The 14,768-nt window shown below is 52.4% G+C and carries 15 protein-coding genes; all 15 read left to right on the forward strand.

Annotated elements, in window-relative coordinates; translation table 11 throughout:
* Nucleotides 1-18 precede the first annotated feature (18 nt).
* The 15 genes from KF752_20110 (at nt 19) to KF752_20180 (ending at nt 14,765) form a co-directional block, all read left to right on the forward strand.
* On the forward strand, nt 19-234 hold the full coding sequence (locus tag KF752_20110) for a hypothetical protein (GenBank protein MBX3423868.1): 216 nt from the start codon (nt 19-21) through the stop codon (nt 232-234).
* Nucleotides 234-812, forward strand: coding sequence for a nucleotidyl transferase AbiEii/AbiGii toxin family protein (locus tag KF752_20115; protein MBX3423869.1), 579 nt, complete (start codon nt 234-236; stop codon nt 810-812). Before KF752_20110 ends, KF752_20115 begins: the two co-directional genes overlap by 1 nt.
* Nucleotides 813-832: 20 nt before the next feature.
* Nucleotides 833-1,927, forward strand: coding sequence for a DegT/DnrJ/EryC1/StrS family aminotransferase (locus KF752_20120; protein ID MBX3423870.1), 1,095 nt, complete (start codon nt 833-835; stop codon nt 1,925-1,927).
* A gap of 540 nt (nt 1,928-2,467) precedes the next feature.
* On the forward strand, nt 2,468-4,141 hold the full coding sequence (locus KF752_20125; GenBank protein ID MBX3423871.1) for a Gfo/Idh/MocA family oxidoreductase: 1,674 nt from the start codon (nt 2,468-2,470) through the stop codon (nt 4,139-4,141).
* Nucleotides 4,131-5,270, forward strand: coding sequence for a DegT/DnrJ/EryC1/StrS family aminotransferase (locus KF752_20130; GenBank protein MBX3423872.1), 1,140 nt, complete (start codon nt 4,131-4,133; stop codon nt 5,268-5,270). Before KF752_20125 ends, KF752_20130 begins: the two co-directional genes overlap by 11 nt.
* A 2-nt stretch (nt 5,271-5,272) precedes the next feature.
* Entirely contained in the window at nt 5,273-6,217 is a 945-nt protein-coding gene (locus KF752_20135; GenBank protein MBX3423873.1) for an NAD-dependent epimerase/dehydratase family protein, read from the forward strand.
* A 53-nt stretch (nt 6,218-6,270) separates the two neighbouring features.
* Entirely contained in the window at nt 6,271-7,596 is a 1,326-nt protein-coding gene (locus tag KF752_20140) for a glycosyltransferase (GenBank protein MBX3423874.1), read from the forward strand.
* Nucleotides 7,597-7,605: 9 nt separating this feature from the next.
* Nucleotides 7,606-8,625: a hypothetical protein gene (locus KF752_20145; protein ID MBX3423875.1), complete on the forward strand. Its 1,020-nt coding sequence runs from the start codon at nt 7,606-7,608 to the stop codon at nt 8,623-8,625.
* On the forward strand, nt 8,622-9,554 hold the full coding sequence (locus KF752_20150) for a hypothetical protein (protein ID MBX3423876.1): 933 nt from the start codon (nt 8,622-8,624) through the stop codon (nt 9,552-9,554). The genes KF752_20145 and KF752_20150 overlap by 4 nt, the downstream gene beginning before the upstream one ends.
* Before the next feature lie 192 nt (nt 9,555-9,746).
* Entirely contained in the window at nt 9,747-9,971 is a 225-nt protein-coding gene (locus KF752_20155; protein MBX3423877.1) for a hypothetical protein, read from the forward strand.
* Between the two features lie 87 nt (nt 9,972-10,058).
* Entirely contained in the window at nt 10,059-10,232 is a 174-nt protein-coding gene (locus tag KF752_20160) for a hypothetical protein (protein ID MBX3423878.1), read from the forward strand.
* Between the two features lie 24 nt (nt 10,233-10,256).
* A complete protein-coding gene (locus KF752_20165) occupies nt 10,257-11,705 on the forward strand; it encodes an oligosaccharide flippase family protein (GenBank protein ID MBX3423879.1) in 1,449 nt (482 codons plus the stop codon).
* Nucleotides 11,702-12,676 (forward strand): hypothetical protein, encoded by a 975-nt coding sequence (locus tag KF752_20170; GenBank protein ID MBX3423880.1) that lies wholly within the window; start codon nt 11,702-11,704, stop codon nt 12,674-12,676. Before KF752_20165 ends, KF752_20170 begins: the two co-directional genes overlap by 4 nt.
* Before the next feature lie 3 nt (nt 12,677-12,679).
* Nucleotides 12,680-14,032: a polysaccharide pyruvyl transferase family protein gene (locus KF752_20175; protein MBX3423881.1), complete on the forward strand. Its 1,353-nt coding sequence runs from the start codon at nt 12,680-12,682 to the stop codon at nt 14,030-14,032.
* Nucleotides 14,025-14,765, forward strand: coding sequence for a class I SAM-dependent methyltransferase (locus KF752_20180; GenBank protein ID MBX3423882.1), 741 nt, complete (start codon nt 14,025-14,027; stop codon nt 14,763-14,765). The genes KF752_20175 and KF752_20180 overlap by 8 nt, the downstream gene beginning before the upstream one ends.
* The last annotated feature ends 3 nt before the right edge of the window (nt 14,766-14,768 follow it).

Consider the following 14,768-nt stretch of genomic DNA (forward strand, 5'->3'; position numbering starts at 1 on the left):
AACGCAAAGTACTCCAGCATGACCCTACCCCCTGAAAAAATTTGGGCGATGCAGTGGAAAGCAGCCGCACCGGAATTAAAGCGAATTCGAGACCAGGAATTGAGAAACCTTGACTCGCACACCGGCTTCCCAGCCCAACAAAGTCCCTATGAAAACGGACTGGTAATTTGGCAGAGATGGATGATGCGGTTGGCGCTGCTAAATGCGTATACGAAAAGCCAGAATCGCGTCTGATGCTTGACTTGAGTCATCTGTACGCTGCAGCCGTCCGCTTGCAGAGACGTTATCAGTCAGAAGGTACGCAGTTTTGTTTCATCGGTGGGCTAGCGTTACAGAAATGGGGAGAGCCTCGATATACGCGTGACGTTGACTTGATGGTATTCTCAGGTTTTGGGGGCGAACGAGCAATCATCGAAAGGGAACTGAGAGCCCTCGAACCACGCATCGATGACGCTGTAGAATTTGCTATGCTGAATCGGGTTCTATTGGTTCAGGATAAATCCCAATGCCCCATCGACATTTCGCTGGCGGCCATGCCCTACGAATCGGATGTAATCGCTAGATCACAACTGCAGTCGCTAAATTTGGAATTCGAGCCTCTTGGACTATGCTCGGCCACAGACTTAATCATTCTGAAGGCGTTTGCCGGTCGGCCACAGGATTGGCAGGATATTCGAGGCACCGTGGTTCGCAGCCAGCACTTGATAGATTGGAAACTGATAGACAAAGAGCTGAGCGTGCTGCTTGAACTCAAAGAAGAGCCGGAATCACTCGACAAATTGTATCAGCTTAAAATGGAACTGAATGCCTAACACCCACTGCACCATTCATCATGCAATTCATTGACCTTCAAACACAGTACCAACGCTACCAGACAGAAATTGACGCCCGTATGAAGGCTGTGCTCGAGCACGGCAAGTTTATCATGGGGCCGGAAATCGCTGACATGGAACAATCGCTGGCTAAGTACGTTGGTGTCCCTCATTGCATTTCGGTTTCCAGCGGAACTCACAGCCTGGAGATCGCACTACGTGCACTAGACATTGGGCCTGGCGATGAGGTGATTACGGTCCCTTTTACCTGGATCAGCTCGGCGGAAGTCATCATGCTGGTCGGGGCCAAGCCGGTATTCGTGGATATTGAACCCAACTATTTCAATATCGATGTGGCCCGGTTGGAGCAGGCCATTACGGCGCGAACCAAAGCCATCATCCCGGTAAGCCTGTTCGGGCAGATGCCGGATTATCAAGCGATCAATGCCATCGCCCAGCGACATGGCATAGTCGTCATTGAAGACGGTGCGCAGAGTTTCGGAGCCTCGCAACACGGTCGCAAGAGTTGCGGGGTCACCAAGATTAGCAGTACCAGCTTCTTCCCCGCCAAGCCGTTAGGTTGCTTTGGAGACGGCGGTGCACTGTTCACCGACGACGCTGCTCTGGCCGACAAGATGCGTGCCATTCGGACTCACGGTGGCCTGCAGCGGCACAATCACCCCTATGTTGGCACCAACGGACGGATGGATACGTTACAGGCCGCAGTGATCCTCGCCAAATTGCCACACTTTGACTGGGAGGTTGCCCAGCGCGAACAGATAGGCGCGCGCTACACCCAGTTGTTGCGCAACGCCTGCGGTGTACCCGAAGTGATGCCCGGCAACACGCATGTCTATGCCCAATACACCATTCGGACCTCCAATCGAGATGCCGTGGGAAACCAGCTCAAAGAGGCTGGAATTCCAACCGCTGTGTACTATCCGAAATGCATGCACGAGCAACCCGTGTTCGCTCCCTTAGGTTACAAGCTAGGAGATTTTCCCGTCTCTGAGAAAGCCTCCCGCGAAGTCATCAGCCTGCCAATGCATCCGTTCTTAACCGCCGAACAACAAGACCGTATTGTCGCTGAAGTAACCCAAGCGGTCAGCAAGTAACCTACAGGTTTTTGACCTCAACTCGAGGCTTGAGATCGTGACCAACAATCGTCGCAACAAGCTCAAATAGAAAAACACCGTCGCATATTTGACAACCTCCATCAAGCTGACTTGCCTGAGAACAACGATCTTCGGAGATTGTCTTTAGAACTGCGTTGGCAATCTTTCATGCAGTTGATGGAGCCCTACTATGCTGCTGCCGGAGGATTTCAGCGAGTTGATCGAGTTGATGAATTGCACCGGAATTCGATAGGTGATGATTGGAGGATTTGCATACGACCTCTATCGCAACCCACGAGCGCGGGGGCATTTCTGTGGAAACGTTAAAAGCCAACAATGTCACAAGCGGCAGGGCGAAGGATTTGGCTGATGTTCACGAGCTTCGTCAAATAACTCCCGAGGATTTCCAATAGTCACGCGCTTACTCGAACCTCACACTTGCGCAGGGTGCTTACGCAGCTGCCTAGCAGCACATTGCAGTTGACTAAACTGCGGCGATGTCTCGTCAGTAAAGTCCCATCCTACACTATACCTATCATTATGAAGAATCTCGCACTCATTGGTGCTGGCTATTGGGGTAAAAACCTGGCCCGTAACTTCAACGCTCTCGGAGCACTGCATACTTTATGCGATGCAAGCGACGAAGTGCTGGCCAGCTACGGTCCGGATTACGCTGGCGTTAAGCATTGCAAGACCATCGAACAAGCATTGGCAGATGCTGCTGTCACGAGGGTCGCCATTGCCGCTCCGGCTCACCTGCATTTCCAGATCGCGAAGGCTGCGCTGCTGGCCGATAAAGATGTCTATGTAGAAAAGCCATTGTGCTTGGAACTGGCCGATGCGGCCCAATTGGTGGAACTGGCCAAACAGCGCGGTCGTATCTTGATGGTCGGACATCTGCTGCAATATCATCCCTGTGTCGCCGAGCTGCAGCGTCTAGTAGGCACGGGCGAACTCGGTAAGCTGCAGTACATCACTTCGAACCGCCTGAACCTCGGCAAGATACGCCAAGAGGAAAATGCGCTGTGGAGTTTCGCACCTCACGACATCTCTGTCATCCTGTCATTGGTCGGCCATCAACTGCCGCAAGAAGTGCGCTGTATGGGCGAAGCCTATCTCACCAACGGCGTGGCCGACACCACGCTCAGCACGCTCAAGTTCCCCGGCGGTGTGCGTGCCCATATCTACGTGACATGGCTCAATCCCTTCAAAGAACAAAAGCTGACCGTCGTCGGTTCGCAAGGAATGGTCGTGTTTGACGATACGCGACCATGGCATGAAAAACTGATAATCCACCGCAATTACTTGACCTGGACCGACGGCCGCAATCCGACTCCCAACAAATCGGCAGGTGAATTTCTGGTCGCTGCCGAACTCGAGCCGCTGCGCCAAGAATGTGCGCACTTCATCGACTGCTGCAATAATCGCACCCAACCGCGCACCGACGGTGCCGAGGGGTTACGCGTCTTGCAGGTACTCAAAGCGGCTCAAGAAAGCTTGCTGAGCGATGGCGATGCTTTTCAACCCGCCCAGCTCCTGCAAGCCAACACACTGGATTATTTTTCGCACCCGACCGCACTGGTCGATCCTCAAGCTCGCGTAGGACGAGGTTGTAAGATCTGGCACTTCAGCCACGTCATGGCCAATGCTCAACTTGGCGAGAACTGTAATCTTGGCCAAAACGTGGTCGTTAGCCCCGGCGTTCGATTGGGTAACAACGTTAAGATTCAGAACAATGTTTCAATCTACACCGGTACGACCATCGAGGACGACGTGTTCCTGGGTCCATCCTGTGTACTTACCAATGTGTCTAACCCGAGGTCGCAGGTCAATCGCCGCAATCTCTACGAGCAAACCACAATACGTCGCGGAGCATCGATCGGCGCCAACGCCACCATTGTTTGCGGAACCACCCTGGGCCGCTACTGCTTCGTTGCCGCCGGTGCCGTCGTGACCAAGGATGTGCCGGACTATGCTCTGGTACGGGGCAATCCTGCGCGGCAAGTTGGTTGGATGAGCCGTCACGGTCATCGCCTAAACTTCGACCAAAGTGGATTAGCCATTTGTCCCGAATCCAAGCTGCGGTATCAGTTGAAGTCGTTAGCCGACGGCCAGCAACAGGTCCAGTGTTTGGATTTAGACGAAGAGCAATCGCTATCTGTCGAATTGTCGGTAGGCAGCGTCGACTATCGTTCGTTTAAAGATGGCAATTAACTTCTCAAAGTCGTCTCCGTCGCGTGAGTTTATTCCACTGGCTAGTCCCGATATCCGCACCGAGGATATCGACAGTGCGGTACGCGTTCTGCGTAGCGGGATGCTGGTGCAAGGTTCAGAAGTCGCGCGGCTGGAAGCTGCCATTGCGCAGTTCGTGGGCGTGCAGCAAGCTGTGTGTGTGGCCAATGGGACCGCATCATTGCATTTGTCGTTGTTATCGCTGGGAATCGGAGCGGGCGACGAGGTAATCGTGCCCGCCTTTTCGTTCATGGCCACCGCAAACGTGGTTGAACTGGTTGGCGCGAAACCCGTTTTTGTGGATGTTCGTGCAGACACTTTTAATATTGACGTCACTCAAATCGAACCGGCCATGACACCAGCCTGCAAGGCGATCATGCCGGTACATGAATTCGGTTTGTGCTGCGATTTGCCTGCCATCCACAGACTCGCCCAGCTACATGATCTAGCGATTATCGAAGACGCCGCCTGTGCCTTAGGTGCCAAAGACGGTACCATGTTGGCAGGCAGCCTAGGCACCTTGGGTTCGTTTTCACTGCATCCGCGCAAGGCAATCACGTGTGGCGAAGGTGGCCTTGTGACCACGAACAACTCTGAACTTGCCCAACGTATTCGCGTGCTCAGAAATCATGGCATCGACTCGACGCAACCTGGATTGAACTTCATAGCCCCCGGCTTCAATTACCGAATGACTGATTTTCAAGCTGCGCTGGCGCTTTCTCAGTTCCAACGATTGCCGCAGACATTGGATTACCGACTGCGACTCGCCTCAATCTACTTGTCTGAAATTCACAATCCATTGGTCACGCTGCCCACTTGCGATGACCATAAACTACATACGTGGCAATCTTTCCATGTGATGTTGGACGAATCACTGGACCGGGACGCCGTGATTCAGTTCATGCGCCAGCGCGGCATTGGTTGCAATCTAGGCGCTCAATGCATGCCGGCCCAACCCTGGTTTCAACAACGCTATCAGCACGACTGTCCGCGACAGTTCCCTAACGCCTGGCGAGCCTTCACGCACGGACTTGTTTTGCCTTTATACGAAAAAATGACCGAACAAGATGTACGCTACGTTTGTGATGTCGTCAATCAGATAGCTGCCTAGGCATGAAGACCTATTTTATCACCGGTGGAGCAGGGTTTATCGCCAACACGATTATTCGTCGATTGGTGGATCAACATCGGATCGTCGTCTATGACAATTTCCATCGCGACACGTTGTCCACCAGCGATTTGAACGGGCATCCGCACATCCGCGTCGTCAAAGGTGATGTGCTGGATTTACCGGCGCTGACGCTGGCCATGCGTGGCGCCGATGCGGTTGTTCACGCGGCGGGAATTGCGGGCATCGACACGGTGATCAAGAATCCGGTGCACACCATGCGCGTCAACATGCTGGGTACCGCCAACATGTTGGAAGCCGCTTGGCAAAACAGAATCTCCGATCGCATCATCGACTTTTCGACCTCAGAAGTTTTTGGTTCAATGGCTTTTCGATCCTCCGAAGAGGATGCGACTGTAGCTGGCTCGGCTGGTGAGGCCCGCTGGACGTATGCGGTCTCCAAACTGGCCGGTGAGCATCTGGCGCACGCCTACTATCGCCAATATCAACTGCCCGTCGTCACCGTTCGACCATTTAATGTGTACGGTCCAGGACAAACCGGCGAAGGAGCCATGCAGATTTTTATCAAGCGTGCTTTGAAGAACGAAACCATTCGCATGAACGGCGACGGCAATCAAATCCGCGCCTGGTGCTACGTGGATGATTTTGTCGAGTGCATCATGCGCTGCTTGACCAGCCCACAGGCCATCGGTGAAAGTTTCAACATCGGCAACGCCCGAGCGGTGATTACGATCTTGGGCCTGGCCAATACGGTGTGCCGTGTGCTTGGTTCGTCCTCCAAGATCGTGCATGATCCGCCACTGTCTGCCGATATCGCGATCCGAATTCCTAGCGTCGACAAAGCCGAGAAAATTTTGGGCTTTAAGGCCAAGGTGGATTTGGAGCAAGGGATTTTGCAAACCGCCCAGTGGATGAGCAAGGCAAGTTAAATGGGGTCCTGTCGCAATGGCTCGTAGCAATTAATTGCACCAATCGACGGATCGTGCACACAGAATACCGAGTGTTCATAGGCCCTGTGGAGGTGGCAGGGTATTACCACCATTTGTACGCCGGGCTGCAATCATTGGGCGTTAATTGTGATTTGGTTGAGTATCGACCGCACCGATTTCGATACGGCACTAAGATCAAGACCCCCATGTTTGTCCGTTGGTCACAGCAGTTGGCAGCGCTCACCAGCGGTAAGAAAACTTGGCGCACGCTAGCTCAGCCAGTCGAAAAGCTATGTCTGGTGTTGTTTGCGGCGCAAGCCATATTTCGCTACAACGTTTTTGTATTTGGATTTGGTAAGTCACTGTTGCCGGCGAATTTGGATCTACCCATTTTGAAGCTGCTTGGCAAGCGCGTGATTATGAACCTGGGTCACGGTTCAGAAGCTCGACCGACCTACTTCAACGGCGCTGAACCCGAAGTAGATGGACGGCGACGCATGTCAGTGGTACAGCTTAAACGCAAAGTCAAACGACGCAGGCGGCTGGTGCAGCGGCTTGAGCGACTGGTCGACTACTGCGTGGGCGCCCCTTACACCAGCCAGTTCGCTCACCGACCGATGATCAATTGGTTTGCCCTGGGGGTTCCGTTTCAGCTACCGCCGTTGGCTGGTATTTCAAACTCAAACGATGTACAACTTGACAGCCACCAACGTCCAGTGCTCATTCTACACAGTCCCTCCCATCAAGCCGCTAAAGGCACCGCCTTGATTCGTGCAGCAATCGAGCGGCTGCGTGCCAAAGGATACGACATCGACTACCGCGAGATTGTTGGCCGTCCTAATTCGGAAGTGCTGCATGAAATTGCCAATTGTGACTTGGTAGTCGATCAACTATACTCCGACACCCCGCTGGCCGGATTCGCCACCGAAGCCGCCAGCTTCGGCAAGCCCGTAGTCGTGGGTGGTTATGCTCTCGGCGAGCTGCAACAATTTGTACCTGAAGGCATGTGGCCTCCCTCGCTGGTCTGTCATCCTAACCAGCTGGACGACGCCATTGAACAGTTGCTGGTCGACAGCCAATTGCGAGTAGCCCTGGGGCACCGCCTGCGCCAGTTCATGGCAAGCAAATGGACTGCCGAGCAAGTCGCTGAGCGTTATCTACAGTTGTTCGCCGGCAACGTGAATAAGGATTGGTGGCTACAACCGAGCCAGATTCATTATGTCCAAGGATATGGACAAGACGAGTCGGTCACCCAAGACCGAATTGCGAGACTTGTGAAGACGCATGGCGCCTGTTCGCTACAGTTGGCTCATCACCCTGCGTTACAGAGTGCGTGCCTGAAGTTTGCCGGAGTGGCACCGTCGACAAACACGCCCTGAAGGCGATGAATGATTGCCCACTGGCTGATCCTAAATGCAGTCAAGCAGTTCCAACTCGAACTGACCGGCAGAACCGTCTTGACGGAAGCGGCTTCTGGCAATTACTGCTGCACACCGCTGATCGCCGCAGCAGCCGGTGCTCGCGTGTTCGCATTTGGCAAAGACAGTAAGTATGGGCGTTATACAGACGTGCGCGACAGCCTACTGACGATGTCGCAGCAACTGGGATTGGCCGACAGGCTGACCGTTGTCGACCATATTCCAGACGTTCCATTGGCCAAGGTAGACATCCTGACGAACACTGGATTCTTGCGGCCAATTAACAAGCCATTGCTGGATCAGCTGTCCCGCAACTGCATCATTCCACTGATGTATGAACCTTGGGAATTCAGGCCAGCCGACATAGACCTGGACTATTGCAGGCAACGTGGCATTAAGGTAATTGGCACAAACGAGTCCGACCAGCGCCTGAAGACGATGTCGTACATTGGCCTGACCGTCCTCTACTTTTTGCTGCACGAAAAACTGACCCCGCCAAACGCACGAGTGCTGCTGGTCGGTTCAGCAAAGTTTAATGATGCCATACTTGAAACCCTGTCGAGCTTGCATTTTGATACGACTGCATACACCACCGACCAGTTTCCTACGGAGATCGATATCGCCAGCTTCAACGCCATCGTGCTGACCGAGTTTGTAGACCGACGCCTGTTGCTAGGACCGTCCAGCGCACTCATTCCACTCGACAAACTTGCGCAACACCAGGTGGTAATTCACATAGCGGGAAATACGAACACCCAAGGCATAAAATCAAAGTTATATCCCAGCTGCCCGGCTCCTGCCCAAACGATGAGCTACACAACGGATTTCATCAACCCCAGGGCCGTAGTGGATCTACACGCTGCGGGACTGGCAGTGGCCGATGGTGCCATTCGCGCTAGAGAAGCCGGAATTGCTGACGACCAGTTCGCCAATTACCTGCAGTCCCACTACCCGGCACTCCTGTTCCCAGAAGATCTGCCAAGCCAATGAAAATCGCGATCATTGGCCGGTCGGAGTACATGTATGAAACCATGGTGCTGTTACATGAGTCGAACTACGATATCCGCCTCATCGTTACCGCCAAAGGTGCCCCAGAATACATCTACCAGTCATCGGACTTTAAGCGCTTTGCCGAGGCAACGCAGACGCCCTTTTTGCACCAGCCCCAGCTGACTGCTCAACAGTTACAAGAGCTAGCTAGCGTTCACCAGGGACTGGATGCCGCCGTGAGCATCAACTATTCTGGCGTTATTTCAGCAGACATCGTCAACATGTTCCCGCTTGGGATTCTGAACCTACACGCTGGAGACCTACCCAAATATCGGGGCAATGCGCCGGTCGCTTGGGCAATGCTGAGGAACGAGTCACGCATCGGCCTGTGCGTGCACAAGATGATTGGTGGCCAACTAGATTCTGGCGACATCATTGTCCGTGACTATTTTCCGATTGGAATCAATACGCGCATTGCCGAGGTATTCCAGTGGATTCGTGTTCGCGCTCCTGGCATGATGCGCGACGCCCTGAGGCTCTTGCAAGCAGATCCGAGTTATGTGCTGGAGCGCCAGAGCCCAGATCCCCATGATGCGCTGCGTGGCTACCCGCGATTACCGATCGACGCCCGCATTGACTGGAACCGCTCAAACGAGGATGTGCTTCGCCTCATCAATGTCTCCTCTGAGCCGTTTTCGGGAGCATACTGCGATTTCAATGGCCAGCAGATGAACCTGTGGCGGGCTGAAATCCTGGAAGATGGCGAGCAGTATTGCGCTGCGGCGGGACAAATAACCGAGATCCGTGGCGACGGCTGTGTTGTTGTCACAACCGGAGCAGGAAAATTGGTCCTGAGCGAAGTTTCCGTGGACGGTAACCGCGCTCGACCAGCTAGTTTTATCAAGAGTATCCGCACGCGGCTCCTGTGAATAGCAGCAACTATCCTGAAGACTTACCCTGCGCAGCCGATTGGGCCGCTTGACAATGCAGGTAAAGCACAGGCACTCTGCAATTTTATCATCATCTGGCATCGTACAGCACGCGCTTGAATTTTGCGGGCGCTGCCGAATTTAGCACTTAAAGCCATGCTCTCTCCAGAGACACTTTAATACTATCGAGAAATGACGCCTGGCCAGCGGCTTAAATTGACGCTGGAGATGAGCCGGGCTGCCTGGAAGGCGCTGTGCGAGGGGGACGAAGAAATCATCCGCCGTCGGATACTACGGCGACAGCAAGAAAACGACTTGCGGAATCAGAGGATAACTGAAGGGCTGCTGTTGGCTGAGCAGCGAATGGAACAGTCGCCGGGAAAGGACCAAGTCGATTGCTGCTGGTCTGTGGGATAGGGGCGACCTGTTTGTCAATGAAGCACACTTCCAAGCATCCGTCATCGCTCGACGCCAGCAGTTTGACTTTGATGGTCGTCCAGCTTGGTGCGTGACCTGCGAAGACTTAATTTTGCTCAAGCTGCTCCCAATTGCCCTCGTGATCTGGGCGGTGTGACCGACATGCTGTTCGTGCCAGGTCAGTTGGACACCACCTACCGACGCCGCTGGGCGGAGCGGTTAGGAATAACCCAAAGACTGGCTCAAGCTCCGGCCGTTTGAGCCGTATTGAACTAACGTAACTAAGTGCGCAAAAAAACCAACACATCGTTTCGAGGAGATGTCCTACGTTTGGCTTCAGGCACCGGAGTGGCTCAAGCAGTTGGATTGGCTGCTGCGCCAATTCTTACGCGACTGTTCGCACCTGACGCCTTTGGCCAGTCCGCCATGTTTGCGACCATTGTCAGCGTGTTATGTATTGTTGCTTCATTGGGTTACGAGTATGCGATTGTGTCGCCAAAGTCGGATAGGCTGGCCGCCAATCTTCTGGTTGCGGTCATGCTGGTTTGCACCGCTGTCGTCGTCCTGATTCTTGCACCTCTAACGATCTTCTTAGGCACACCAATTCTTTCCGGCCTGCGGATGACAGAGCTAGCTGGGGTTATATGGCTGATGCCGATTGCCGTTTGGCTTCATGGAACCTATCAAGCGTTGAACTATTGGAATGTTCGTTCAAAGTATTTTACGCGACTATCTATCTCTCAGGTCACTGCCACTGCAACTTCTAACGGAACGAACTTAGGATTCGGATTCGCGGGGTACGCAACCGGCGCGTACATGATCAGCGCGCAGATCACTGGGCAAGCCATTGCGACCATCGTCTTAGGTGCCCAGATCTTGCGGGATGATGGAAGATTCATTGCATCGTGCTTGTCCGGCCGAGCAATGAAGCATCTCCTGGGCAAATACAAAAACTTTCCGCTGTATTACACCGGTGCAAACTTGGTCCGGACGGTCTCTTCCTCTCTTGTAATCTTTTTGCTAGCAGCTTCATTTTCCCCCGCGATCCTAGGCTTTTACTCCCTTGCTTTGCGATTATTGCTCGCTCCTGTAGGCCTGCTTGGGGGAGCAATTTCCCGAGTGTTTCATGAGAAGGCGGCGGTGGCAAGCCTGGATGGCACGCTGCCGGTCCTGGTAACAAGCACCTTTGGGCAGCTCGCCAATCTTGGCGTTTATCCCATCATGCTTACCGGCATTTTTGCCGAGGAATTGTTCAGCTTTGTTTTCGGTGACAGGTGGATCGAAGCAGGATTGTACGCAGCCATTCTCAGCCCCTATGTAGCCCTGCAGTTCATTACTGCACCCATCGGCATTCTCACTGCCGTCTTGCAACTTCAGCGATTCTCTCTAATTTTTAATTCACTCGTGTTAGTCTCTACGGCGTCAGGACTGGTCATCGCTGGCTACGTCGGAAACGCAGTACTAGCCGTCGCGCTTGTGTCCATAATTGGCAGTGCCACTTATATTATCAAGTCAGTACTGATCAATCGCTATGCGGGCGTACCGGCTAGGCAGACACTGTCGATCGCTCTCAAACCCTTTCTGCCTGTTTGTTTTATCCTGTTTCTCTATACCATCTCCAAACAGGCTGATTTTAACAGGCTAGCGTACATCGCCATCTATGCCGTTCTAATGGCTGGAAGCTTCCTCTATTTCTATCGCCATTCCCGGCGGCGTATGAGCACTAGCAAATGACCATTCAAGTGAGAGAACTGGCAAGGACTGACTGGAAACGCTTCTTTTCATTGAACGAAACCAGCCCTCAGGGTTCAGTCTTCTGCACTGAATCTTGGGTGGACACCGTGTCCGGTGTTTTACATAGGAAGCAAGAACCTAAGATTTACATCGCTGAAAAAAATGGCGAGATTCTGGCTGGCTGTCTGGTCATGGCCAACTTGGAACGGCGAACAAGTTTTCGCGATTTGCCTTTCACTCCGTACACGGGAGTGATCATGGACCACGCTGTCAGCGACCTCAATCTAATTCGAGCGATTGAAAATGCGTTTATTGACACATTGATCAAACCTCATTCCTTTCAGCTTAAGCTCAGTCCAGACTACTTGGATCCAAGACAATTCCTGTGGAAGCGAGTGAACCTCAACCCCCTTTGGACCTTTAGAATCACCAAAGATCATTGGCAACGGCATAGAGAAAAAATAAAAACTGAAAAGTGCATTGACCAGGTGGAACCCCAGACTGTCTGCCAATCGAACGATGCTGCACTTTTACAATCGCTATGGAGAATGACGTATACTCCTAGAGACAGTACGCTGTCTGATAGGTTTCTGGCACACGCCATCAAATGTCAGTGGGCCAGATTCTACATATGTCGCGATGTCAGTGGAGAACCGTGTTGTGGAATGCTATATCTGCGGTATCGCAATATTGGATATGGCTGTGCAACCTTTCACAATGGCAAGATTGGTAGGGAATATGATCGCCTGCGCTTTCACGTCCTCGACACAGAATTGAATGGGCAGATTGACGTATTCGATTGGTGCGGGGCAAACGTCCCCTCGCGGAATACTTATAAGGCAGACTTCATGCCCCTCCTGACTCCGTACTATCAATTGGTGCATGGCACAGGTTCGCCAGACCTAGGATGGCTCGTCAGTCAAAGGGCAAAACTTGGTGTACTCTTGAAGAAGGTGGGGCTTAGGAAATAGTTTATGACCAAAATCTTAGTAACAGGCCTATGCCTCAGTCGAAATCTGGGCGGCCCAGCCATGGGCCTCACCTTGGTGGATCAGCTTCGAAAGCACTTCGGTGATGCACTTGAATTCAAATTTGCAGTGTCTGCTGAAGCCTTCGAAGAAGAGTCACGCTGGGCGGAGCATTATGGATTGAAAGCCGTTCGGCGCGATTCGATGTTTTTTTACTGGCTTCAGACCAGCAAAATCGTGCGGTGCATACGCGGGGTGAAGAGAATCGTTCGGGCACTCCGACAGCGCAAGAGCGTGATTGCTGAACTGCGCATGGCGGCCCCTTGGGATATTCACCAAGTCCATAAAGAATACCTGGCTGCCTTCCAATGGGCAGACTTGGTTATCGACATGTCAGGCATTAGCTATGTTGGCGATGGAGTGGCTAGTCCGCTGGCGGCAATTCATAGCTACAGCAGCCTGTACTATTCACAACGAGCCGGCAAACCCTTCGCTCGGTTCATTCAATCGTTTGGCCCATTCGACAACTGGTTGGTCAGATATGTAGCTAAAAAAGAGTTTGCAAAGCTGCCCTTTATTCCTGCGCGGGGCAATCATAGTGCAGAATTCTGCCGACGCATTGTGGCGGATACCTCGAAAGTCCACGCGTTTCCTGATTCTGCTATTCTCCTTCCTGCAAACTTCACTTGGGCTACAGATTTTCTTAAGAAAAACAATCTCTCGCAGAAAGAATATGTGATCGTTTCTCCAAGTGCTGTGATTCACGCCAGCATTCGTGGAGCAGTCGGCGGAAGCGTCGGCAGTAAACACGTCGAAGCTATGGCCAAAATTTGCATGGGATTGATTGAGCGGGGTGAACAGATTGTCTTTCTCCCCCATATGTATTCACAGAATTTGCGCGAATGCGATCGACAGGTTGCTCGGTTGGTAGCTGCCCGTATCCCCAAAGGCAAGTGGTTGATTGTCGAGGAAGATATCGATCCCATGATGGCCAAAGGCCTAATTGCAACTTCAAAGTATGCGATCGTATCGAGGTATCATGCGCTGGTGGCCGCACTGTCAACAGGAGTTGATGTCATCACGGTAGGATGGAATATTAAGTACCAAGACATGATGGAGTATTATGGCAAGGAGCGATACGCCGTAGACATGCGGCAGCATGAACCTCAGGAACTCGCAGACCGAGTTCGTGCTCTCGCGGATGACTTTGGCAAGCCGCTATCTAAGACAGAAGACGAAAAATTCAGGCACATGCAGAAAGACGCCGAGCAACGGGTTCATGATGCTTTCAAACTGTTGTTTGACTGGATGGAAAATGTACGACCACACAGTCAGGCAGGAGTGAGACTCAATGGTTGATGAGTCAATCGACCGAGAACAGATTAAATCGATCTATCAAGAGTGGTTTCGTCAACCAACGTTACTTTCTGCCCACGACGCGCAACTCCAGTATTTACTGGCAATCCTACCTGAAGATCAAAGCGTTGCGATCCTGGACGCAGGTTGTGGCGATGGTCGGTACAGTCAGTACCTGCGTTCGCGGGGTTATGCCAACATTATGGCGGTAGATTTGTTTGCCAAGTCACCGGTGGATGATCTACCATATCGCTCCGCAAGTATCGACGCACTGCCCTTTGAGAATGAGTCGTTTGATGTCGTGTTTTCAAATTCTGTCGTATATTATGCCGATCCGCCGGGGAGAGCATTAGCCGAATTCGCGCGTGTTTTGAAGCCGGGAGGGACGCTCATGTTCACGGCGCATACGAAGTGGTCCTTATTCACTCTGCAAAGGGTGATCAAGCGAGACGTTCTAAAAAGTAAAGCGGTGTCGCATTTGACCGGTGTCAAATTTTATTCTGCCGAGTATTATAATAGAGCTTTGCGAGCACAGGGGTTTGAGGTGTGCTTGAGAGATGGATGGCGATGTTCATTCCTAGCATATCCGACTTATCTATATGCATCGGCTATTCTGAATAAAGTTGCGGGCTTTCGACTGCCTGAGATTCGGCCATTTATGAGCAGAGCAAGGTGGATCGGTAAGTTGAAGAGTGAATTCGCCTACCATTCGGTATTTATCGCCAAGAAGCCTTAGCTA

Source organism: Pirellulaceae bacterium, assembly GCA_019636385.1.
GTDB lineage: Bacteria > Planctomycetota > Planctomycetia > Pirellulales > Pirellulaceae > Aureliella.